Annotated in this window: 21 protein-coding genes; 5 read left to right on the top strand and 16 right to left on the bottom strand. The window is 70.3% G+C overall.

The window, feature by feature from the left end:
- The first annotated feature begins 76 nt into the window (after window positions 1-76).
- Together FE633_RS37785 and FE633_RS37780 are read left to right on the top strand one after the other, a co-directional pair.
- Window positions 77-1,285 carry a S8 family peptidase gene (locus FE633_RS37785; RefSeq protein ID WP_138049686.1) on the top strand — a complete coding sequence of 403 codons (1,209 nt, stop codon included), beginning with the start codon at window positions 77-79 and terminating at the stop codon, window positions 1,283-1,285.
- Window positions 1,286-1,350: 65 nt separating this feature from the next.
- Complete coding sequence (locus FE633_RS37780) at window positions 1,351-1,896, top strand: DUF1697 domain-containing protein (RefSeq protein WP_138049685.1); 546 nt, start codon at window positions 1,351-1,353, stop codon at window positions 1,894-1,896.
- Window positions 1,897-1,944: 48 nt separating this feature from the next.
- On the opposite strand, the gene FE633_RS37775 is transcribed toward FE633_RS37780, so the two are convergent.
- Complete coding sequence (locus FE633_RS37775) at window positions 1,945-2,775, bottom strand: aldo/keto reductase (RefSeq protein WP_138049684.1); 831 nt, start codon at window positions 2,773-2,775, stop codon at window positions 1,945-1,947.
- 37 nt (window positions 2,776-2,812) lie between these two features.
- Here FE633_RS37775 and FE633_RS37770 point away from each other — a divergent pair, with 37 nt between their 5' ends.
- Window positions 2,813-3,856: a ketopantoate reductase family protein gene (locus tag FE633_RS37770; RefSeq protein ID WP_138049683.1), complete on the top strand. Its 1,044-nt coding sequence runs from the start codon at window positions 2,813-2,815 to the stop codon at window positions 3,854-3,856.
- A gap of 25 nt (window positions 3,857-3,881) precedes the next feature.
- Entirely contained in the window at window positions 3,882-4,484 is a 603-nt protein-coding gene (locus FE633_RS37765) for a TIGR03086 family metal-binding protein (RefSeq protein ID WP_138049682.1), read from the top strand.
- A gap of 27 nt (window positions 4,485-4,511) precedes the next feature.
- On the opposite strand, the gene FE633_RS37760 is transcribed toward FE633_RS37765, so the two are convergent.
- From FE633_RS37760 to FE633_RS37690, 15 genes are all read right to left on the bottom strand, one after another.
- Window positions 4,512-5,258 carry a sirohydrochlorin chelatase gene (locus FE633_RS37760; RefSeq protein WP_138049681.1) on the bottom strand — a complete coding sequence of 249 codons (747 nt, stop codon included), beginning with the start codon at window positions 5,256-5,258 and terminating at the stop codon, window positions 4,512-4,514.
- Between the two features lie 6 nt (window positions 5,259-5,264).
- Window positions 5,265-6,179 (bottom strand): ABC transporter permease, encoded by a 915-nt coding sequence (locus FE633_RS37755; RefSeq protein ID WP_138049680.1) that lies wholly within the window; start codon window positions 6,177-6,179, stop codon window positions 5,265-5,267.
- Entirely contained in the window at window positions 6,166-6,954 is a 789-nt protein-coding gene (locus FE633_RS37750) for an ABC transporter ATP-binding protein (protein ID WP_138049679.1), read from the bottom strand. Before FE633_RS37750 ends, FE633_RS37755 begins: the two co-directional genes overlap by 14 nt.
- A 36-nt stretch (window positions 6,955-6,990) precedes the next feature.
- Complete coding sequence (locus FE633_RS37745) at window positions 6,991-8,103, bottom strand: aliphatic sulfonate ABC transporter substrate-binding protein (RefSeq protein ID WP_425473283.1); 1,113 nt, start codon at window positions 8,101-8,103, stop codon at window positions 6,991-6,993.
- Between the two features lie 225 nt (window positions 8,104-8,328).
- On the bottom strand, window positions 8,329-9,684 hold the full coding sequence (locus FE633_RS37735) for a sulfate adenylyltransferase subunit 1 (protein ID WP_138049677.1): 1,356 nt from the start codon (window positions 9,682-9,684) through the stop codon (window positions 8,329-8,331).
- 2 nt (window positions 9,685-9,686) lie between these two features.
- Window positions 9,687-10,622, bottom strand: a complete 936-nt coding sequence (gene cysD, locus FE633_RS37730; protein WP_138049676.1) for a sulfate adenylyltransferase subunit CysD — start codon at window positions 10,620-10,622, stop codon at window positions 9,687-9,689.
- On the bottom strand, window positions 10,619-11,185 hold the full coding sequence (gene cysC, locus FE633_RS37725) for an adenylyl-sulfate kinase (protein WP_138049675.1): 567 nt from the start codon (window positions 11,183-11,185) through the stop codon (window positions 10,619-10,621). The genes cysD and cysC overlap by 4 nt, the downstream gene beginning before the upstream one ends.
- A 2-nt stretch (window positions 11,186-11,187) precedes the next feature.
- Window positions 11,188-11,922: a phosphoadenylyl-sulfate reductase gene (locus FE633_RS37720; RefSeq protein WP_138049674.1), complete on the bottom strand. Its 735-nt coding sequence runs from the start codon at window positions 11,920-11,922 to the stop codon at window positions 11,188-11,190.
- The gene (locus tag FE633_RS37715) at window positions 11,919-12,098 is read right to left on the bottom strand and encodes a hypothetical protein (protein WP_138049673.1); all 180 of its coding nucleotides are present in this window, start codon (window positions 12,096-12,098) and stop codon (window positions 11,919-11,921) included. The genes FE633_RS37720 and FE633_RS37715 overlap by 4 nt, the downstream gene beginning before the upstream one ends.
- Complete coding sequence (locus FE633_RS37710) at window positions 12,095-13,789, bottom strand: nitrite/sulfite reductase (RefSeq protein ID WP_138049672.1); 1,695 nt, start codon at window positions 13,787-13,789, stop codon at window positions 12,095-12,097. The genes FE633_RS37715 and FE633_RS37710 overlap by 4 nt, the downstream gene beginning before the upstream one ends.
- A gap of 138 nt (window positions 13,790-13,927) precedes the next feature.
- Entirely contained in the window at window positions 13,928-14,011 is an 84-nt protein-coding gene (locus tag FE633_RS49605; protein WP_310739661.1) for a putative leader peptide, read from the bottom strand.
- Between the two features lie 137 nt (window positions 14,012-14,148).
- Window positions 14,149-14,721, bottom strand: a complete 573-nt coding sequence (locus FE633_RS37705; RefSeq protein ID WP_138049671.1) for a GNAT family N-acetyltransferase — start codon at window positions 14,719-14,721, stop codon at window positions 14,149-14,151.
- A 112-nt stretch (window positions 14,722-14,833) separates the two neighbouring features.
- Window positions 14,834-16,213 carry a hypothetical protein gene (locus FE633_RS37700; protein WP_138049670.1) on the bottom strand — a complete coding sequence of 460 codons (1,380 nt, stop codon included), beginning with the start codon at window positions 16,211-16,213 and terminating at the stop codon, window positions 14,834-14,836.
- A 220-nt stretch (window positions 16,214-16,433) separates the two neighbouring features.
- Entirely contained in the window at window positions 16,434-17,738 is a 1,305-nt protein-coding gene (locus tag FE633_RS37695) for a GAF domain-containing protein (RefSeq protein ID WP_138049669.1), read from the bottom strand.
- Between the two features lie 247 nt (window positions 17,739-17,985).
- Window positions 17,986-19,644 carry an acyl-CoA dehydrogenase family protein gene (locus FE633_RS37690; RefSeq protein ID WP_138049668.1) on the bottom strand — a complete coding sequence of 553 codons (1,659 nt, stop codon included), beginning with the start codon at window positions 19,642-19,644 and terminating at the stop codon, window positions 17,986-17,988.
- Window positions 19,645-19,730: 86 nt separating this feature from the next.
- Here FE633_RS37690 and FE633_RS37685 point away from each other — a divergent pair.
- On the top strand, window positions 19,731-20,728 hold a 998-nt coding region (locus FE633_RS37685; protein WP_138049667.1), incomplete at its 3' end, for a YihY/virulence factor BrkB family protein.

Here is a 20,728-nt window from a genome sequence, read left to right as displayed (position 1 = left end):
CCGCCGGGTAACTTCTTCGCTCGGCGGTCAGACCCCCCACAAACCCCCCACATACACCACGAGGAGACCCCTCTTCATGGCAATTCGCATGCGTACCCGCAGGATGAGGCTGACCGCGGCCATCGCCACCACCGCCACCGCGGTGGGCGTGACCGTCATCGCCGGCACCACCGCCGGGGCGGCAGCCCCCGCCGAGGGCAAGGTCTACGGCCTCGACGCCAAGGGCGCCGTCTCCGGCAGCTACATCGTGCTGCTCGACCAGAAGAGCACCAAGGTCGGCAAGAAGGATCTCGCCCAGGAGTACGGCGGTTCGCTGAAGCGCACCTATTCCTCGGCCGTGAACGGCTTCTCCGCCTCCGGGCTCTCCGAGACCGAGGCCAAGCGGCTGGCCGCCGACCCGGCCGTCGACAAGGTGGTCCAGAACAAGAAGTTCCACATCGACGCCACCCAGTCCAACCCGCCGTCGTGGGGCCTGGACCGCATCGACCAGACCGACACCAAGGGCGACGGGAAGTACACCTACCCCGACGGCGCCGGCGAGGGCGTCACCGCGTACGTCATCGACACCGGAGTGCGCGTCAGTCACAGCGACTTCGGCGGTCGCGCCTCGGACGGCTTCGACGCCGTCGACAACGACGACACCGCGCAGGACGGCAACGGCCACGGCACGCACGTCGCGGGCACCATCGCGGGCGAGGCGCACGGCGTCGCGAAGAAGGCGAAGGTCGTCGGCGTCCGCGTCCTCGACGACTCCGGCTCCGGCACCACCGAGCAGGTCGTCGCGGGCATCGACTGGGTCACCAAGAACCACTCCGGCCCGTCCGTCGCCAACATGAGCCTAGGCGGCGGTGCGGACGAAGCCCTCGACGCGGCCGTGCAGAAGGCCATCGCCTCCGGTGTCACCTTCGCCGTCGCGGCCGGCAACGAGTCCGCCGACGCGGGGCAGGGCTCCCCGGCCCGGGTCCCCGAGGCCATCACGGTCGCCTCCTCCACCAAGGACGACAAGCAGTCGGACTTCTCCAACTTCGGTTCCGTGGTGGACATCTACGCCCCCGGCTCGGACATCACCTCCGACTGGAACACCGGCGACGACGCCACCAACACGATCTCCGGTACGTCGATGGCGACGCCGCACGTCGTGGGTGCCGCCGCCGTCTACCTCGCCGGCCACCCCAACTCCACCCCGGCGCAGGTCGCCCAGGCGCTCACCGACGGCGCGACCGCGGACAAGATCTCCAACGCGTCCCCGGGTACCCCGAACAAGCTCCTGAAGATCGTCGAGTAATCTCTACGAGCCGCGGCCGTCGTGCCCACCCCCACGGGGTACGACGGCCGCCTTATGGTGTGCGGGTGACGACGTACGCGGCGCTTCTGCGCGGGATCAATGTGGGCGGCAGCAAGAAGGTGCCGATGGCCGAACTGCGCACGCTTCTGGAAGGCCTCGGCCACACCGGCGTACGCACCTATCTGCAGAGCGGCAACGCCACCTTCACCAGCGACCACGGTGACGAGGAGTCACTCGCGGCGGAGCTGTCGGGGGCCCTCGAGAAGCGCTTCGGCTTCCGGGTCGACGTTCTGGTGCGGGACCACGCGTACCTCCAGGCCGTGCTCGACGCCTGTCCCTTCCCGGCCGCCGAGCTGGAGGCCAAGCAGCTGCACGTCACCTATTTCTCGGCCCCGGTCGGCCCCGAACGCTTCGCGTCCGTCGACCAAGCCGCCTTCCTCCCGGAGGAGTTCCGCCTCGGCGACCGCTGCCTCTACCTCTACGCCCCCGAAGGCCTCGGCCGCTCCAAGCTGGCCGAGATCCTGTCGAGGCCCAGGCTGGTGAAGGACATCATCGCCACCAGCCGCAACTGGAACACCGTCGTCAAGCTCACCGAGATGACCGCCGGCTGACCACGTCCAGCGCCGACCGCGGCCGGAGCGGCGAGCCGCCCGGGACCGTCAGCCCAGGCGAGCCAGGTCCGCCGCCGTGAGGCGGATCGCGCCCGCGTCCAGGTTCTCCTCCAGGTGCGCGAGCGAGCCCGTGCCCGGGGTCGGGCAGAGGACGGGGGAGCGGTGCAGCAGCCAGGACAGGGCGATCTGCCCCGGCGTCGCTCCCTGCGCGGCGGCGATGTCCGAGCACACCGGGTCGGCCGTCAACGAGCCGTTGCCCAGGGGGAACCACGGCAGGAAGGCGATCCCCCGCGCCTCGCACAGCTTCAGCAGTGGCTCGGAGGCTCGGTCGAGGAGGTTGTAGCGGTTCTGCACCGAGGCGATCTCCGTCAACTCCAGGGCCGCTTCGAGCTGTTCTGCCGTCACGGTGTCGAGCCCGATGTGCCGGATCTTGCCCTCACGGCGCAACTCGTCGAGCGCTCCCAGCTGTTCGGCCAGGGGCACCTCGGGGTCCAGCCGGTGCAGTTGGTACACATCGATCCGCTCCACCCGCAACCGCCGCAGGCTCGCCTCGCACATCGCCCGCAGCTGCTCGGGCCGCCCGGCGATGTGCCAGGCGCTGTCACTGGTGCGTACGACCCCGCCTTTGGTGGCGATCACCAGGTCCGCCGGATACGGGTGCAGGGCCTCGGCGACCAGCTCCTCGGCGATCGACGGGCCGTAGTTGTCGGCGGTGTCGATCAGTGTGACCCCGCGCTCCACCGCCCTGCGCAGCACGGCCACCGCGTCCCGCGCGTCGCCGCGCGGCCCCCAGTAACCGGGGCCTGTGAGCTGCGCGGTGCCATATCCCAGGCGGCGTACGGAGAGATCGGAGCCGAGCGTGAGACTTTCCGGAATCATCCCTGGAGGCTACACATATCTGTGCGAGGCTCAGGGCATGCGCTACATCATCATCGGAGCAGGAGCGGTCGGCGGTGTCATCGGCGGCCGGCTCGCGGAGGCGGGGCACGAGGTGGTGCTCGTGGCGCGCGGCGCGCACTACGAGGCGCTGCGTGACGGCGGGCTGAGGGTGGCGACCCCGGACGGGACGCGCACCCACCGGCTGCCCACGGTCCGCGGGCCCGAGCCGCTGGGTGAACTGCGGGCGGACGACGTGCTGTTGCTCGCGGTCAAGACACAGGACAGTGAGGCGGCCCTGGACGCCTGGGGCCCGCGCCCCGTGGTGGGCGGGGGCACCGCCGCGGAGCGGCTGCCGCTGGTCTGCGCCCAGAATGGCGTGGACGGCGAACGTCTCGCGCTGCGCCGCTTCCGGAACGTGTACGGCATGTGCGTATGGCTGCCCGCCACGTTCGTCGAGCCCGGTTCGGTGTCGGCCGGTGGCACCCCGCTCAGCGGCATCCTCCACCTGGGCCGCTATCCCTCCGGCACGGACGAGACGGCCGCCCGCATCGGGGCCGGTCTGGAGAAGACGGACCGCTTCGAGGCACCGGTCGTGCCCGACGTGATGCGCTGGAAGTACGCCAAACTGCTGGCCAACGTGGCCAATGCGATCGAGGCCGTCACCGGCCCGCTGGCCGGCGAGGACGGCCGGGCCGACGAGGAAGGCCTGGCCCTCTTCCGGCGCGCCCGCGCCGAGGGCGAGGCGGTGCTGGCGGCCGCCCAGATCCCCTACGTGGGGGAGGACGAGCAGAAGGAAGCACGCGGCGACAAGATCCGGTTGGAGCCCTTGGCCGGCTCCGCACGCGGCGGCGGCTCCTCCTGGCAGTCCCTTGCCCGTGGCACAGGCACCATCGAGGCCGACTACCTCAACGGCGAGATCGCGTTGCTCGGCCGGCTGCACGGTGTACCGACCCCGGTGAATGACACCCTCCAGCGACTCGCCAACACCTTCGCGCGCGAACGGAGGGCCGTCGGCTCGATGCCGGTGTCCGAACTGACGCGGCTGGTCGACGAGGCTGTCGCGTTTGTTCAAGAGGTCTGAGCGGGCTCTTTCTAGCGTGGTGTCCATGAATCGCGACGACGTGTATCCCTGCATGACCGAGTGCGCGGCCGAGGCCGCCCGCATCGCGCGCGGTGTCGCGCCCCGACAGCTGGACGCTCCCACCTCCTGCGGGGAGTGGGACGTCCGCGCCCTCGCCAACCACTGGATCCTCTACACCTCCCACGGCCTGGAGCACCGCGCCCGGCGCATTCCACTCCCCGAGGAGCTGACCCGCCAGGACTTCACCGCCGACCCCGCCTGGGCCGACGCCTATGCCGGCCAACTCGACCGGGCCGTGGCCGCCTGGGCGGACCCGCAGGTCTGGGAGGGCGACATCGACCTGGGCTTCATGACGATGCCCGCCGTGGAGATCGCCTCCCTGATCGTCAAGGAACTCGCCGTCCACGGCTGGGACATGGCGACGGCCACCGGCCAGGAACTACGTGTCTCCGACGCCACCGCCCGGCTGGTCCTCGACGTGGTCGAAGCCCACGCAGAGGTCTACCGCCAGTACGACGGCTTCGTCGCCCCCGTCACGCTGCCCGACGACGCCCCCGCCTTCGAGCGAGCCCTGGCGTTGAGCGGGCGTGACCCGCGCCGGGCCGAAGCGAGCGCAGCGGGGCACTGAACGCTGAGCAGTTGGCGTCGGTGCGGGTCAGGCGCCCACAGACGTCAGCGCGGGCAGCCGGCCGGCGCGGGCCGTGTCGTAGCGGTTCAGCAGCACCCGCGCCACCTCGGGCGCCGGTCCCAGGACGTCCGCCAGGACGTCCGCTTCGGCGGCCCCGTGGGCGATCCGGTCCGGCAGGAAGCCGGGCGCGAGCACGTACGGAGCGACGGCCACCCGCTCGCAGCCGAGGGCGCGCAGCTCCCGTACCGCGTCCTCCGTGCGGGGGAGTGATGCGGAGGCGAACGCAGGCCGCACGGCGCACCAACCGGTGTGCCGCCACTCCCGCGCGATTTCTGCGATCACTGCGATCGCCTCCGGGTCCGTGGACCCCGCCGAGGCCAGCACGACCCCGGTCGAGGACTTGTCGGCCGGGCTCAGCCCGGCCTCGTACAACCGCCGTTCCAGCGCGGCGGTCAGCAGCGGCGACGGGCCGAGCACCTCGGCCTGCCGGATCCGCAGCCGGGGCGGCGCCTCGCGCAGCACCGCCGGGATGTCAGCCTTCGCATGGAAGGCCCGCGTCATCAGCAAAGGAAGCGCCACGACATCCCGTACGCCCTCCGCCGCCAGGGAATTCAACACCCCTGAGACGGAAGGGACGTTGAAGTCCAGGAAGCCGGTCTCCACGCGTACGCCCGGTCGCAGGGCCCGTACGCGGCGCACCAGGGCGTGCACCGTCGCGGCATGACGCGGGTCGCGGCTGCCGTGGGCGATGACGAGAAGTACCGGACTGTGCATGGGAGTTCAGCTCTTCACGAGGAGACCGCGGTTGCGCAGGACCCACCGCTCCAGCGGGCTGAAGATCAGCAGGTCGATGGCGATGCCGACGATCAGGATGAGGAGGATGGCGAGGAACACCATGGGCATGCTGTTCGCCGTACGGCCGTTCTCCAGCAGCTGGCCGAGCCCGACGCCCAGGTCCGGCGAGGACGCGATGATCTCCGCGGCCATCAGCGAACGCCACGAGAACGCCCATCCCTGCTTCAGGCCCGCGAGGTAGCCGGGGAGAGCGGCGGGCACCACGATGTGCCAGGTGCCGCGCATCCCCGTCGCGCCCAGAGTGCGGCCCGCCCGCAGGAAGAGCGGCGGCACCTGGTCGACACCGGAGACGAGCCCGTTGGCGATCGACGGGACCGCGCCGAGCAGGATCACCGCGTACATCATCGAGTCGTTCAGCCCGAGCCAGAGGACCGCCGGCGGCACCCACGCCACCGACGGCAGCGACTGCAGCCCGGACAGGATCGGTCCGATCGCCGCACGCACGAACTTCACCCGCGCGACCAGCAGACCCAGGGGCGTACCGATCGCCAGGGCCATGAGGAAGCCCAGCAGGCCGCGGGAGACGCTGGTCCAGATGTATTCGAGGAGCGTGCCCTGGAGCCAGGCCTCCTGGACCTCGTCCCAGACCGCTGACGGCGCGGGCAGCTTGTAGCTGTCGGTGACCTTCGCCCACACCAGGACCTGCCAGACCACCAGCACCAGCAGGACGGCGACGGCCGGCGGCAGGATCTTCTCGACGAGGGTCTTCCGCAGCGGCGTACGCGCGGTCTGGACGGTCTCCAGTGCGTCGAGGCCCGCTTCGAGTCCGGCGAGATCATTGCCGTCCTTGACGTTCCCGTCCTTGACGTTCCCGTCGACCGTGGTCTCAGTGCTGGCCATGACGGCGGATCTCCCCACGCAGTTGTTCGGTGATCTCGACGGACAGCTCCGCCACGGCGGCGTCCTCGATACGGCGAGGCTGCGGGATGTCCACCGTCCACTCCCGCGCGATACGCCCCGGGCGCGAGGACAGCAGCACCACGCGCTCGGCGAGCCGCACCGCCTCGCGCACGTTGTGCGTCACGAACAACACCGACAGGTTCGTCTCGCGCCAGATGCGGGTCAGCTCGTCGTGCAGCACATCCCGCGTGATGGCGTCGAGCGCCGCGAACGGCTCGTCCATCAGCAGCAGCTTGCTGTCCTGCGCGAGCGCGCGGGCCAGCGCGACCCGCTGCCGCATACCGCCGGACAGCTCGTGCACGCGCTTCCCGTACGCGCCCTTCAGCCGTACGAGCTCCAGGAGCTCCTCGGCCTTGTCCCGGCGCTCCGACTTCGGCACGCCCCGCAGTTTCAGGGCGAGTTCGACGTTCTTGCCCGCGGTCAGCCACGGGAAAAGGGCATGCTCCTGGAACATCAGGGCCGGGCGGCCGTCGGTGCTGATGCCGCCCGCGGACGGCTTGTCCAGCCCGGCGACCAGATTCAGCAGCGTCGACTTACCACAGCCCGAGGCCCCCAGGAGGGTGACGAACTCGCCCGGCGCGACATCGAGGGTGATGTCGTCGAGGACGAGCTGCTGCCCGGCGGGTCCGGGGAAGGACTTCGAGACGTGCTCGATCCGCGCGGCGTACTCCACCGACGTACTGGTGTCGGCGGCCTTGGCGAGGGCTGTTGCCATGGTCGTCACCTCCTGGGAACTCATTGATGTCCGGGCTTACTTGACGCCGAGACCGGCGTCGTCGACCGGGCTCTCGCCCTCGGCCTTGAGGACCTTGTTGAGCGGCGCGAGGTCGTAGATGCCGTCAAGCTTCGGCTTCTCCAGCAGACCTGCCTTCACCGCGTGCTCCGCCTCGGTGTTGAGGGTGGCGGCCAGTGGGTCGTTGGTGAACTGGATCGACTTCCACGCCGGGTCGAGGACGTCGGCCGGCAGGGCCTTGCCGGACAGCGCCTTGAGCTTGGTGTTGGCGGCGGCCTTTGCCTCGTCCGGGTGGGCGCTGATCCACGCGTTGGTCTTCACCGAGCCGCGCAGCACGGCCTCGACGACGTCCGGGTGCTCCTTGAGGAACTTCTGCGACACGATGATGTTCGTGATCACGAACTTCTTGTCGGGCCACAGGTCGGCCTCGTCGAGGAGGACCTTGCCGCCCTCGGCGACCAGCTTGGACGCGGTCGGCTCCGGCACCCAGGCACCGTCGACGGAGCCCGACTTGTAGGCGTCCGGAGTGATCTTGTTGTCGGTGCGGACCACGGACACATCGCCCTTGCCGCTCTGCGGATCGACCTTCCAGCCCTGCTCCGCGATCCAGTTGAGGAACGCCACGTCCTGCGTGTTGCCCAGCTGAGGGGTCGCGATCTTCTTGCCCTTGACGTCCTTCAGGGACGTGATCTTCTTCGGGTTGACCACGAGCTTCACACCGCCGGACGCGGAGCCACCGATGATCCTCAGGCCCTTGCCATTGGTCGTGCTGTAGCCGTTGATGGCGGGCGAGGGACCTATCCACCCGATGTCGATCGAACCCGAGTTGAGCGCCTCGATCTCCGCGGGACCCGCGTTGAACTGGGAGTACGAGGCCTTCGTGCCTCCGAGCTCCTTCTGGAACAGCCCCTCCTGGTCGCCCACGAGTGCGGTGGCGTGCGTCAGGTTCGGGAAGTAACCGATGCGGACGGAGGCGAGACCGTCGATCTTCTTGCCCACGGCGGCGACCTTCGACGTGTCGTCGTCCTTGGACTGGGAGCCGTAGCCGCAGGCGGTGGCGGCGAGCGCGAGAAGGGGCAGCGCGGCCATGGCGGCGAGGCCGCGGCGCAGCGTACTTCGGGTGGCAGACACGGGAGGAGTTCCTCTCGTCGGCCCGGCGGTCACGGCTCTCAGGTCGTGGCCGGGAGGTCGGCAGGTCTTCGTTTTCGCAGGCGGTGGGGGGTGAGGGCGCGCAGGCGGTGCGCGTACGTCATCACGCACATCGCGCCACTCCGCCCTGCCCGCTGCCGAGGGCGCCGCTGCCGACGCGGCCGCCCTCCTTCGCGAACGTGGAGTAGAAGTCGGAGGAGTTCATGATCAGAAGTCCCACCCGTCGTCGTCCGCCTCGGCCTTGACCGGCTCCGGCGAGGCGAAGGACTCGCCGACCATGCCCGCGGTGAGCGTGGTGCCGTCGGAGGGGTCGATCAGGATGAACGAGCCGGTGCGCCGGGAGTCGGCGTACGAGTCGACCGGCAGCGGCTCGGCGGTGCGGATCTTGACGCGGCCGATGTCGTTGGCGTCCAGGTGGCCCGGGTGCGGGTGCAGGGACAGGTCGTCGAGGGTCAGCCGGGACGGGATGTCCTTGACGATCGCCTTGACCGTGCGGGTGCCGTGCTTGAGCAGCACGCGGTGACCGATGGTCAGCGCCGCGTCGGCGACGTGGCAGACGGTCGCCTCGATGTCCTGCGTGGTCGCGGGCGCGTCCTTGCGCGGCACGATCAGATCGCCGCGCGAGATGTCGATGTCGTCCTCCAGCAGGATGGTCACCGACTGCGTCGTCCAGGCCACGTCGACCGGCTCGCCCAGCAGATCGATCCCGGAGATCTTCGACGTACGGCCGGAGGGCAGCACGGAGATCTCTTCGCCGACACGGAACGCACCGGCCGCGATCTGACCCGCGTACCCCCGGTAGTCGGGGTGCTCGGCGGTCTGCGGACGGATCACGTACTGCACGGGCAGGCGCGCGTGGCAGGTCGTGAGGTCGTGGCTGACCGGGACCGTCTCCAGGTGCTCCAGGAACGTCGGGCCGCCGTACCAGTTCATGTTCGCGGAAGGCTCCACCACGTTGTCACCGGCGAGCGCCGAGATCGGGATCGCGGTGATCTCGGGAACGCCCAGCTCGGACGCGTACGCCGTGAACTCCTCGGCGATCGCGGCGAACACGGACTCCTGGTAGTCGACGAGGTCCATCTTGTTGACCGCAAGGACCACGTGCGGAACCCGCAGCAGCGCGGCGATCGCGGCGTGCCGGCGGGTCTGCTCGACGACGCCGTTGCGGGCGTCCACGAGGATCACCGTCAGCTCGGCCGTGGAGGCACCCGTCACCATGTTGCGGGTGTACTGCACGTGGCCGGGTGTGTCGGCGAGGATGAACCGGCGCCGGGCCGTGGCGAAGTAGCGGTACGCCACGTCGATCGTGATGCCCTGCTCACGCTCGGCGCGCAGACCGTCGGTGAGCAGCGCCAGGTCGGGCGCCTCCTGGCCACGGCTGCGCGAGGCGTGCTCCACGGCCTCCAGCTGGTCGGCGAGGACCGACTTGGAGTCGTGCAGCAGACGGCCGACGAGCGTGGACTTGCCGTCGTCGACGGATCCCGCGGTCGCGAAGCGCAACAGAGTCGTCGCGGACAGCTGCTCGACCGACAGCGGCTCGGTGGTTTCTGTGGTGCTGGTCATGGCTAGAAGTACCCCTCGCGCTTGCGGTCTTCCATCGCGGCCTCGGAGAGCTTGTCGTCGGCGCGCGTGGCGCCCCGCTCGGTGAGCCGGGATGCGGCGATCTCGGCGATCACCGCGTCCAGCGTCGTGGCGTCGGAGTCCACGGCGCCCGTGCAGGACATGTCGCCGACGGTCCGGTAGCGGACGAGGCGCTTCTCGACGGTCTCGTCGTCCTTGGGCCCGCCCCAGTCGCCGGCGGTCAGCCACATGCCGGCCCGCTGGAAGACCTCGCGCTGGTGGGCGAAGTAGATCTGCGGCAGTTCGATGTTCTCGCGGGCGATGTACTGCCACACGTCCAGCTCGGTCCAGTTGGACAGCGGGAAGACGCGGACGTGTTCGCCGGGTGCGTGGCGGCCGTTGTAGAGGTTCCACAGCTCGGGCCGCTGACGGCGCGGGTCCCACTGGGAGAACTCGTCGCGCAGGGAGAACACGCGCTCCTTGGCCCGCGCCTTCTCCTCGTCGCGCCGCCCGCCGCCGAAGACGGCGTCGAACCGCTCGGTCCGGATCTTCTCGGTGAGCGGCACGGTCTGCAGCGGGTTGCGGGTGCCGTCGGGGCGTTCCTTGAGCAGGCCGCGGTCGATGAAGTCCTGGACGGAGGCGACGTGCAGGCGCAGTTGGTGCCGGGCAACGGTGCGGTCGCGGTACTCGATGACCTCGGGGAAGTTGTGCCCGGTGTCGACGTGCAGCAGGGAGAAGGGGATCGCGGCGGGGGCGAAGGCCTTCAGCGCGAGGTGCAGCATGACGATGGAGTCCTTGCCGCCGGAGAAGAGGATCACCGGCCGCTCGAACTCACCCGCCACCTCGCGGAAGATGTGCACGCCCTCGGACTCCAGAGCATCCAGGTGGCTCAGCGCGTACGGGCTGTCGGTCCCCTCGGAGACAGTGGCGACGGTCGTCATGCGAGACCCCTCTCGGTCAGCAGCGCGTGCAGCGCGGCCGCGGACTGCTGCACGGTCTGGGTGTGCGACTCGATGCGCAGATCGGGCGACTCGGGCTCCTCGTACGGGTCGTCGACCCCGGTGAGCCCGGAGATCTCGCCCGCCGCCTGCTTGGCGTACAGCCCCTTCACATCACGCTCGGAGCACACCTCGACCGGCGTCGCGACATGCACCTCGATGTACGGCGCCCCGCTGGCCTGGTGGCGCTTGCGCACCGCCTCACGGCTGTCCGTGTACGGCGCGATCACCGGCACCAGCGCCTTGACACCGTTGCGGGCCAGGATGTCGGCGAGGAAGCCGATGCGCTGCACGTTCGTGTGCCGGTCCTCGCGGCTGAAACCGAGGTCCGCCGTCAGGAACGTACGGATCTCGTCGCCGTCGAGCACCTCGACACGGTGGCCCTCCTCGCGAAGCCGGCCGGCCAGTTCGTTCGCGATGGTGGTCTTGCCGGCGCTCGGCAGACCCGTGAGCCAGATGGTGGCTCCGGTCACTTGGTTCTCCTGGTTCGTCGAAAGCGCAGTCATGATCAGCCGTGCAGCCCGCACTCGGTCTTGGAGCGGCCCGCCCAGCGACCGGCGCGCGCGTCCTCGCCCTCCAGCACCCGGCGGGTGCAGGGGGCGCAGCCCACGGAGGGGTAACCGTCCATGAGCAGCGGGTTGGTGAGCACACCGTGCTCGGCGACGTACGCGTCGACGTCGTCCTGCGTCCAGCGGGCGATCGGGGAGATCTTGACCTTGCGGCGCTTCTCGTCCCAGCCGACGACCGGGGTGTTCGCCCGGGTCGGGGACTCGTCGCGGCGCAGGCCCGTGGCCCAGGCGGTGTACTGCGTGAGCCCCTCCTCGAGGGGCTTGACCTTCCGCAGCGCGCAGCACAGGTCGGGGTTGCGGTCGTGCAGCTTCGGCCCGTACTCGGCGTCCTGCTCGGCCACGGTCTGGCGCGGGGTCAGCGTGATGACGTTGACGTCCATCACGGCCTCGACCGCGTCCCGGGTGCCGATGGTCTCGGGGAAGTGGTAGCCGGTGTCGAGGAACACGACGTCCACGCCGGGCATGGCGCGGGAGGCGAGGTGGGCGACCACCGCGTCCTCCATCGAGGAGGTCACGCAGAACTTCTTGCCGAACGTGTCGGCGGCCCACTGGAGGATCTCCAGGGCGGACGCGTCCTCAAGATCGCGCCCCGCCTGCTCGGCGAGCGCCTTCAGTGCCGCGTCCTGATCGTTCTCAGTCCCTGATTCGGCCTGGTCGGCCTGAACCGTGTTCATATCTCGTCCCCTCCACCCTCTGTGTGCTGAAGCCCCCGGGCGAGCAGCCCGAGGAACTTCAACTGGAAGGCTCGATTGCACGCTCCGCATTCCCACGCGCCGTGACCCTGCTCGCTGGGACGCAGGTCCTCGTCGCCGCAGTACGGGCAGTAGAAGGGCGCCGCGCGCTCACTCATGAGAGGGCTTCCTCGCTGGCGCGGGACGCCCAGGTGGCGAAACGCTCGCCCTCCTCGCGCTCCTCCTGGAACCGCTTGAGGACCCGCTCGACGTAGTCCGGCAGCTCCTCCGCGGTGACCTTCAGGCCACGGACCTTGCGGCCGAAACCGGCGTCGAGGCCGAGCGCGCCGCCGAGGTGCACCTGGTAGCCCTCGACCTGGTTGCCCTGGTCGTCCAGGACCAGCTGGCCCTTGAGACCGATGTCCGCGACCTGGATACGGGCGCAGGCGTTCGGGCAGCCGTTGATGTTGATGGTGATCGGCTCGTCGAAGTCCGGGATGCGGCGCTCGAGTTCGTCGATCAGCGAGGCACCGCGCACCTTGGTCTCGACGATCGCGAGCTTGCAGAACTCGATGCCGGTGCAGGCCATCGTGCCGCGCCGGAACGGGGAGGGCTTGGTGGTGAGGTCGAGCGCCTCAAGACCCTCGACGAGCGAGGCAACCTTGGACTCCTCCACATCGAGCACGATCATCTTCTGCTCGACGGTGGTGCGCAGCCGGCCCGAGCCGTGTGCTTCGGCCAGCTCGGCGATCTTCGTCAGCGTGGTGCCGTCCACCCGGCCCACGCGGGGCGCGAAACCGACGTAAAAGCGGCCGTCCTTCTGCCGGTGCACACCGACGTGGTCGCGCCAGCGGGCGACCGGCTCGGCGGGCGCCGGGCCGTCGATCAGCTTCCGCTTCAGGTACTCGTCCTCCAGCACCTGGCGGAACTTCTCGACGCCCCAGTCGGCGACCAGGAACTTCATTCGGGCCCGCGTACGAAGGCGCCGGTAGCCGTAGTCGCGGAAGATCGAGATGACGCCCTCGTAGACGTCCGTCACCTCGTCCAGCGGCACCCAGGTGCCCAGGCGCTGCCCGAGCTTCGGGTTGGTGGAGAGGCCGCCGCCGACCCAGAGGTCGAAGCCGGGGCCGTGCTCCGGGTGGTTCACGCCGACGAAGGAGACGTCGTTGATCTCGTGCGCGACGTCGAGCAGCGGTGAGCCGGAGATCGCCGACTTGAACTTCCGCGGCAGGTTGGAGAACTCCTTGTTGCCGATGATCCGGCGGTTGATCTCCTCGATGGCCGGGGTGCCGTCGATGATCTCGTCCTCGGCGATCCCGGCGACGGGGGAACCGAGGATCACACGCGGGGTGTCACCGCAGGCCTCGGTCGTCGAGAGGCCGACGGCCTCCAGCCGCTCCCAGATCTCCGGGACGTCCTCGATGCGGATCCAGTGGTACTGGACGTTCTGCCGGTCGGTGATGTCGGCGGTGCCGCGCGCGAACTCCTGCGAGATCTCACCGATCACCCGCAGTTGCTCGGTGGTGAGCCGGCCGCCGTCGATGCGGACCCGGAGCATGAAGTACTCGTCGTCCAGCTCCTCCGGCTCCAGGATCGCGGTCTTGCCGCCGTCGATTCCGGGCTTGCGCTGGGTGTAGAGGCCCCACCAGCGCATCCGGCCGCGCAGGTCGTTGGGGTCGATCGAGTCGAAGCCCCGCTTGGAGTAGATCGTCTCAATACGTGTCCGTACGTTGAGACCGTCGTCGTCCTTCTTGAACTGTTCGTTGCCGTTGAGCGGGGTGAAGTGACCCACGGCCCACTGGCCCTCGCCACGGTGACGGCTCACCTTGCGGCGGGGCGCGGCGACAGGCTTCTGTGGGGTGGCGGCCATGGTTCTACGTCCTTCGGGACAGGCGGGAGAGCGGCTCAGGACCTGCGCGTGCGGACGCATGCGAGCGCATGCGGGCATACGTGCGCGTCGTTGCGCAGGGCGAGACGAAGAGGGGGAGGTCGGCGGTGCTGGGGGTGATCAGCTCGCCGGACAGATGGCGCTGGACATGCGGCCGAGGTCGACGTGCCGCCGACTCACCAAGGCAATTCCAGTTCCAGGCATGACGGAAGCCTGGCACGGCGATCTGGACACAGTCCAGCTTTGTCCACAGTGCGGACATCCTTGTCCCGAGATGCGAGACAAGGGTGTCCTTGGTCACATGGCTGGAAACCGGCTGGTCTTTTCAGGGCCTCACCAGGTCAGACGGTCGTCCCCGCCCCCGGCCAGGGGCCCGGGGCGGGCACGTCGGGCTCCTCCTCCACCTTGGTGTCGAAGACCTTGAAGCCGCGCCGCAGGTAGTTGTCCATCGCGTGCTCCCCGTCCTTGCTGCAGGTGTGCAGCCAGACGCGCTTCGTCGGCGTCCGCCGCGGCCAGCGCTCGGCCAGGTCCCATGCGCGCGCGACCCCGAACGAGAGCAGGTGTCCGCCGATCCGCCGCCCCCGGAAGGCCGGAATCAGGCCGAAGTAGACGATCTCCACGACCCCGTCGTCCTGCGGGTCCAGATGTACGTATCCGGCGGGCGTCCCGCGGTCGTACGCGACCCAGGTCTCGACTCCCGGCCTGTCGAGGTCTTCCTGCCACTGCGCGTACGTCCAGCCGAGCCGGTCGGTCCAGCGGATGTCGCCGCCGACGGCGGCGTACAGGAAGCGGCTGAACTCGGGAGAGGGCACCTCGGAGCGGACGATCCGGATGTCGCCGGACGGTGCGGCCGCGGGCAACAGGTCGGCCGGCGAGGTCTGCTCCAGCGACCAAGTGGTGACAGCGATGCTCATGCGGCTCAGCGAACCATGAAGGCGAGCCGCGCTCCAAAGCGAGCCCGCCCCGGAACGGGCTCGGTCCGGAGCGGTACTTGCCGTGACCGGGCCGATGGCGCCCGGGATCCGCTCACTCCAGCGAGTCTTCGACCGAGGGCAGCGGGACCGCGTACAGCACCCGTTCGGGGCGGGTGGCGGACTGCCGCTCCGTCAGCGTCCACAGCTCGCCGGTCTCCTGCCAGTACGACATCGACTGGGTGTGCTGCCCCCAGCAGGCGTACGACTGGTTCGAACCGCACTTCGCGGCCTTGGCGACGCTCCCGTTCTGCCGCCAGAGCGTGCCGTGCCGGTCGCGGGTGCCCGGCGCGTGGTCGACGTACCAGTCCGCCTCGCTCGCGCCGCTCGACCGGTGCGAGAGCACGCCCTGCAGGCCGACGGCCTCGGTCTCGTACGCCTCGCCGGCGTCGACGCGTCCGGCGGAGTCGGCGGCCAGCAGGCCCGTACGGTCGCTCCCGGTGCTGTAGTCGTAGCGCCACACGCGGGCCGGTTCGTCGCCGTCCGAGCGGAACCATTCGTTCGCGACCAGGCTGTCCGGAGTCGACGTGCGGTCCAGGGAGACGGAGGCGAGGCACGGTATGCGGTCGTTCGTGGTGGCGTCGCAGCTGCCGCCGGTGAGGCTGTACGAGCCCATCGCCGGCATCACGTACCGGTAGCGGTGCGCCGACCAGCCGTCCTTCACCTTGCCGACCGTGTCGCTGATGACGTCGGCGCGCAGGATGCGGTTCATGTCGAAGACGAACAGGGCCTCGTTGCCGGCGGCGCCGTTCTCGGCCGTGACGATCAGCTTGTCCTGGTACCAGACCATGCCGCCGGCGCGGGAGCGGACGGCCTCGAAGTCCTTGCCGCCGTCCACCGGGGCGACCAGCAGGACCCAGCGGTACTTGAGGTCCTTCGGATCGGTCGCGTCGATGAAGGCGACCCGGGCGAGGCCCCTGTCCTCCTCCCGTGCGTCCGCGGCGCTGTCGTTGTGGGTCCAGCCGGACAGGATCACGCGGTGGGAGCCCCACCTGCCGTCCTGGTCCGCGTCCCCGGAGGTGGTGACGGACTGGGGCCGCCACTTCCGGGTCTTCGCGTCCGCGTCCTCCCAGCAGTAGGCGCGCGTGGCGGCCGGCTCGACGGGCAGGGCGGCCTTCTCGGTGGCGTCGCAGTCCGCCCTGTCGCGCATCGAGTGGTTGGCGTCACCGAGGACGCCGTCCACGCCGACGCTCCCGCCCATCCCGTTCTGCAAGGTGTCGAGGGTGCCCTCGTCGACCACGTTCTCGCGCAGCTGGAGCTTGTCCTTCTCGGACGAGGCGGTGATCGGGGTGAGCGCGCCCGGATTGACGCTGCTCGCCGCCTGCGACGTAGTGATGAGGCCCGCGGCGACGGTGAGGCCGAGGGCGGTGCCGGCCAGGGTCGCCCGCAGCGCGCGTCCCTTCTTGCGGCGGCGGTGCCTGCCTCGGTACGTCATAGGTCCTCCCTTCGTAGGCCAACTGCCCCTCATGATCAGTGCGTTGATCCGGAGGAACAGTGTGGGGGGCCACGGGATGGATGGTACGTCAGATGTCGCCGGGCCTGGGCGAATACCCCGGAATACGTGGTACGAGAGGGAGGACCGAGTTCGGCCGTACCGCCGTCGGAGCGCACCGCTCGCCCCGCGTGGGCCACGGGCTCACTCACGCAGCGCGCCCTCAACCCGCCGCGAGCCGCCCCGAGTTCGGGCCCGGGCCGCGTGACCTGAGCACCGCCGGTGCCGTGGAGTGGGGGAGGAGGTCGAGCGGGTCCTCCGGCAGGCTCACCCGGACCTCGGCGTCCTCGCGGAAACGGTACGGGCGGTGTTCCAGGAAAGCCCCCAGATACCGGCGCACACGCGACATCTCCGCGCGCACGGTCACCGTGCGGGCCGGATCGCCGAAGAGGTCCTCGGCCAGGCCCGAGGCGCTGCGGCCGGTGCGGTGCAGGGCCAGGAGGTAGAGCAACTCGGCGTGGCGCGGGCTCAGTTCGTGCGTCCAGTCTCCCGCGCCGCCCGACACGGTCACCGACCAGCGGCGCGCCTGTCCCACGTCCAGCACGATCCGCGTGGCGTTCCTCGCGGCCTCCTCGTCCGAGGCGCGCACCAGCCATCCGCCGGGCAGCGGCTCGACCGAGCACAGCCCCAGCGCGGGCAGCCACACCTGTTCACCCGCGATCGTCCTGGGCAGCGCGAGCCGGTCCACATGGGGTGTGCCGGTGACCGCGGCGGTCCAGCCGTCCTTGTCCACGGCCAGCGCGCGGCCGCCGACCCGGGAGAGGATCGGCGCGGCCACCGAACGCAGCCGGTCCAGCGCGACCAGATGCCGCTCCCGCAGCCGCGCCTCGGCGAGTTTGGCCACCGAGTCGACCCACGCGAGCGTCGCCGGGTGCGTCGTCTCCAGCGGCCCGCTGATGTCCACGACACCGATCAGCCGGCCGTCGCGCGGATCGGTGACGGGAGCACCCGTGCAGGTCCAGGTGGCGTAGCTGCGGACGAAGTGCTCGGACGCGAAGACCTGGACGGGGCGGCGGGCGACCGCCGACGTGCCGACACCGTTCGTGCCGACGACCTGCTCGCACAGGTCCCCGCCGATGCCGAAGCCGTGTCCGTCGGCCTTGCGCATGACGGGCCGGCTGCCCTCGCGCCACAGCACCCGGCCCTCCGCGTCCGCGACGATCATGATCTGCCCCGCGTCCGCGACCGACAGCAGGCCCGCGCGCAACACCGGCAGCACATGGCACAGCGGGGAGTCGCGCCGTCGCCGCTCGACCTCGTCACGGCTGAGCGGTCCGGCGTGGACGTCCTGGTCGGGGTCGACGCCGCCGCGGAGCACGCGCTTCCAGGACTCCCCGATGACCGGGCGCGGTGCGACCGGGGCTCGCTGCCCGGAGAGCGTCGCCGTCCGTACCTCGTTGAGCACCTGTGCCGCCCGCGGCGCGTCGACGGCGGCCAACCGCGTCACGTCCAACGGCGAGTGCGTCACTGGGACCTCCCGGAAGGGCTGAGCGGACGTGGTTCCCAGCCTCCGCCGGCCAAGGGTCCCAAGGCCGGAGCAGGCTTGCAACCCCCTGCAACCCTGGCCAAGTCCTCCATGGTGGCCGAAAATTGTCCCAACGCCGCCGCGTGCGGTGTGTGTGCTCCGCACGACGGGGCCGGAGAACGGGGGTGGTGCCGTGTCGGCGCAGCACCACCCCCGTGCCGGAGGCCGACCCGGGTTCGGCGGTGCCGCTTCAGGAAACGGGCCGCGCCCGTTCCACCACCGCTGCCAGGTCCAGGCTGTGCGGCAGCGTCCCGAACGCCGTTCCCCAGTCTCCGCCGAGGCGTGACGCGCAGAACGCGTCGGCGACCTCCGCGGGCGCGTACCGCACGAGCAGCGAGCCCTGCAGCACCAGCGCGATCCGCTCGACCAGGCGCCGGGCACGACCCTCGATGCCTTCCAGGTCGGCGAGTTCGGTGAGCAGGTTCTTGATCGCCCCGTCCAGCCGGTGGTCGGCGCCGCGCGCCCGGCCGACCTCCTCGAGATACGCGTTCAGGGCCTGCGGCTCGCGCTGGAGGGCCCGCAGCACATCGAGCGCCTGGACATTGCCCGCGCCCTCCCAGATGGAGTTGAGCGGCGACTCGCGCAGCAGCCGCGGCATGCCGGACTCCTCCACGTATCCGTTGCCGCCCAGGCACTCGGACGCCTCGACCACGACCGGAGTGCAGCGCTTGGTCACCCAGTACTTCGCGGCCGGCAGCGCGAGCCGCAGAAACGCCCGCTCCCGCTCACTCCCGTCGTCGTACGCGGCGGCCAGCCGCATGGACAGCGTCGTCGCGGCCTCGGACTCCAGCGCCAGATCGGCCAGTACGTTGCGCATCAGCGGCTTGTCGATCAGCTTGCCGCCGAAGGCCTCGCGGTACGTGCAGTGGTGCACGGCCTGCGCCACCGCCTGCCGCATGAGGGAGGCGGCGCCGAGCGCGCAGTCCAGCCGGGTCATCGCGACCATCTCGATGATGGTGCGCACCCCGCGCCCCTCGTCCCCGACCCGGCGCGCCCAGGTCCCGTCGAACTCGACCTCGCTCGACGCGTTCGACCTGTTGCCCAGTTTGTCCTTGAGCCGCTGGATCGCGAACGCGTTGCGCGTGCCGTCCTCCAGCACACGCGGGACGAGGAAGCACGTCAGGCTGTCCTCTCCCGCGACTCCCTCGGCGGGGGACGTCTGCGCCAGCACCAGGAAGCCGTCCGACATCGGCGCCGAGCAGAACCACTTGTGGCCCGTCAGCTCGTACGTCCCGTCCTCGGCGAGCGGCCGCGCCGACGTCGTGTTGGTCCGTACGTCGCTGCCGCCCTGCCTCTCTGTCATGCCCATGCCGAAGAGCACGCCCGCCTTCTGCGAGGCGGGCCGCAGACCCTGGTCGTAGACGGTGGACGTGAGCCGCGGCTCCCACTCGGCCGCGAGCGCCGGGTCCGTGCGCAGCGCGGGCACCGCCGCGTGCGTCATCGACAGCGGGCAGCCGTTGCCCGCCTCGACCTGCGTCCAGACCACGAACCCGGCCGCCCGCCGCACATGCCCGCCGGGCCGCCCCCAGGCCGCGGTCAGCCCCGCCGAGACGCCCTTGCCCAGCACGCGGTGCCAGGACGGATGGAACTCGACCTCGTCGATGCGGTTCCCGTAACGGTCGTGCGTACGCAACTTGGGCGGATTCTCGTTGGCCAGCCGCCCCCAGTCCTGGACCTGAGCGGAACCGGCGCTGCGCCCCAGGCCCGCCAGCTCGTCGCGCGCCTCGCCCAGCAGCTCGGGATCGAGATGCCGGTCGACCGCTTCCGCCAGCACCCGGTCTGCACTGAAGACGTCATATCCGGCCAGCGGCGGAGCCTGGTTGGTCACTTCATTGGTCCCGGTAGCCATACCAGGCAACCTACCCCCGAGTACCGCGGCGGTCACCTCCCGGACGGTCGGTGAAGACCGCACGTCGCGGCAGATACGGTTAGGGAGTGCAGCCAGCAAGCGAAACTCCAGAGGGCCCGTCCGGTCGGCTTCACCGGGCACGCGCTCTCTACCGGAATGTCTCCAAACGCAGGACCGCCTGGCTGCTGCTGAAGGACACCGTCAATTCCTGCATCGAGTACCGCATCCTGGGGCTCGCCGCGGAGGCCGCGTTCTTCACGCTGCTGTCCGTGCCGCCGCTGCTGCTGAGCATGCTCGGACTGCTCGGCTACGTGGACGACTGGACCGGCGCCGACACCATCGCCAGCGTGGAGACCAACCTGCTGGAGGCCTCGCGCACGATCCTCACGGACAAGGGCGTCACGGAGATCGCCCAGCCGATCCTCCACGACGTGATGAAGGGCGGCCGGCCCGACGTCATCTCCCTCGGCTTCCTGTTCGCGCTGTGGTCGGGCTCGCGCGCGGTGAACGTCTTCATCGACACGATCACCGTCATGTACGGCCTCGACGGCGTCCGCGGCATCGTCAGGACCCGGCTGATGGCGTTCCTGCTGTTCCTGGTGGCGCTGCTGATCGGCTCCATCGCGCTGCCGCTGATGGTCGCGGGCCCGGACGCGGTGGTGGGCCTCGTGTCGTGGTCGACGACCGTCGTGCAGGTCCTGTACTGGCCTGTCGTCATCCTGCTGTCCATCGTCTTCCTGACGACGCTCTACCACGTGTCCGTGCCGGTGCGTTCGCCGTGGATCGAGGACGTGCCCGGTGCCCTGGTGGCGCTCGGGATGTGGGTGCTGGGCAGCTTCCTGCTGCGGATCTATCTGACCACCACGATCGAGGGCCCGACGATCTACGGCTCCCTGGCCGCGCCCGTCGCCGTGCTCCTGTGGATCGGTGTCTCGGCCTTCGCGGTGCTCGTCGGGGCGGCCGTCAACGCGGCCATCGACCGCGTCTGGCCGGCCGCCGCCACGGCCGCCGCGCGCGCCGTCAACGAGCGGCTGCGCGAGGAGCAGGCCGCCGACCTCGTGGCCCGCGCGGCCGCCGCCCGGGC

This window comes from Streptomyces montanus (genome assembly GCF_005786655.1).
Lineage (GTDB): Bacteria > Actinomycetota > Actinomycetes > Streptomycetales > Streptomycetaceae > Streptomyces > Streptomyces sporangiiformans.
Note: the sequence above shows the minus strand (reverse complement) of the source record. Positions and strands in the feature narration are given on the sequence as shown.

What these genes read in the sequence shown, in the direction of transcription:
- FE633_RS37785 (WP_138049686.1), top strand. Translation starts at nt 77, where the DNA reads ATGGCAATTCGCATGCGTACCCGCAGGATGAGGCTGACCGCGGCCATC.
- FE633_RS37775 (WP_138049684.1), bottom strand. Translation starts at nt 2,775, where the DNA reads ATGATTCCGGAAAGTCTCACGCTCGGCTCCGATCTCTCCGTACGCCGC.
- FE633_RS37770 (WP_138049683.1), top strand. Translation starts at nt 2,813, where the DNA reads ATGCGCTACATCATCATCGGAGCAGGAGCGGTCGGCGGTGTCATCGGC.
- FE633_RS37765 (WP_138049682.1), top strand. Translation starts at nt 3,882, where the DNA reads ATGAATCGCGACGACGTGTATCCCTGCATGACCGAGTGCGCGGCCGAG.
- FE633_RS37760 (WP_138049681.1), bottom strand. Translation starts at nt 5,258, where the DNA reads ATGCACAGTCCGGTACTTCTCGTCATCGCCCACGGCAGCCGCGACCCG.
- FE633_RS37755 (WP_138049680.1), bottom strand. Translation starts at nt 6,179, where the DNA reads ATGGCCAGCACTGAGACCACGGTCGACGGGAACGTCAAGGACGGGAAC.
- FE633_RS37750 (WP_138049679.1), bottom strand. Translation starts at nt 6,954, where the DNA reads ATGGCAACAGCCCTCGCCAAGGCCGCCGACACCAGTACGTCGGTGGAG.
- FE633_RS37735 (WP_138049677.1), bottom strand. Translation starts at nt 9,684, where the DNA reads ATGACCAGCACCACAGAAACCACCGAGCCGCTGTCGGTCGAGCAGCTG.
- cysD (WP_138049676.1), bottom strand. Translation starts at nt 10,622, where the DNA reads ATGACGACCGTCGCCACTGTCTCCGAGGGGACCGACAGCCCGTACGCG.
- cysC (WP_138049675.1), bottom strand. Translation starts at nt 11,185, where the DNA reads ATGACTGCGCTTTCGACGAACCAGGAGAACCAAGTGACCGGAGCCACC.
- FE633_RS37720 (WP_138049674.1), bottom strand. Translation starts at nt 11,922, where the DNA reads ATGAACACGGTTCAGGCCGACCAGGCCGAATCAGGGACTGAGAACGAT.
- FE633_RS37715 (WP_138049673.1), bottom strand. Translation starts at nt 12,098, where the DNA reads ATGAGTGAGCGCGCGGCGCCCTTCTACTGCCCGTACTGCGGCGACGAG.
- FE633_RS37710 (WP_138049672.1), bottom strand. Translation starts at nt 13,789, where the DNA reads ATGGCCGCCACCCCACAGAAGCCTGTCGCCGCGCCCCGCCGCAAGGTG.
- FE633_RS49605 (WP_310739661.1), bottom strand. Translation starts at nt 14,011, where the DNA reads ATGCCTGGAACTGGAATTGCCTTGGTGAGTCGGCGGCACGTCGACCTC.
- FE633_RS37705 (WP_138049671.1), bottom strand. Translation starts at nt 14,721, where the DNA reads ATGAGCATCGCTGTCACCACTTGGTCGCTGGAGCAGACCTCGCCGGCC.
- FE633_RS37700 (WP_138049670.1), bottom strand. Translation starts at nt 16,213, where the DNA reads ATGACGTACCGAGGCAGGCACCGCCGCCGCAAGAAGGGACGCGCGCTG.
- FE633_RS37690 (WP_138049668.1), bottom strand. Translation starts at nt 19,644, where the DNA reads ATGGCTACCGGGACCAATGAAGTGACCAACCAGGCTCCGCCGCTGGCC.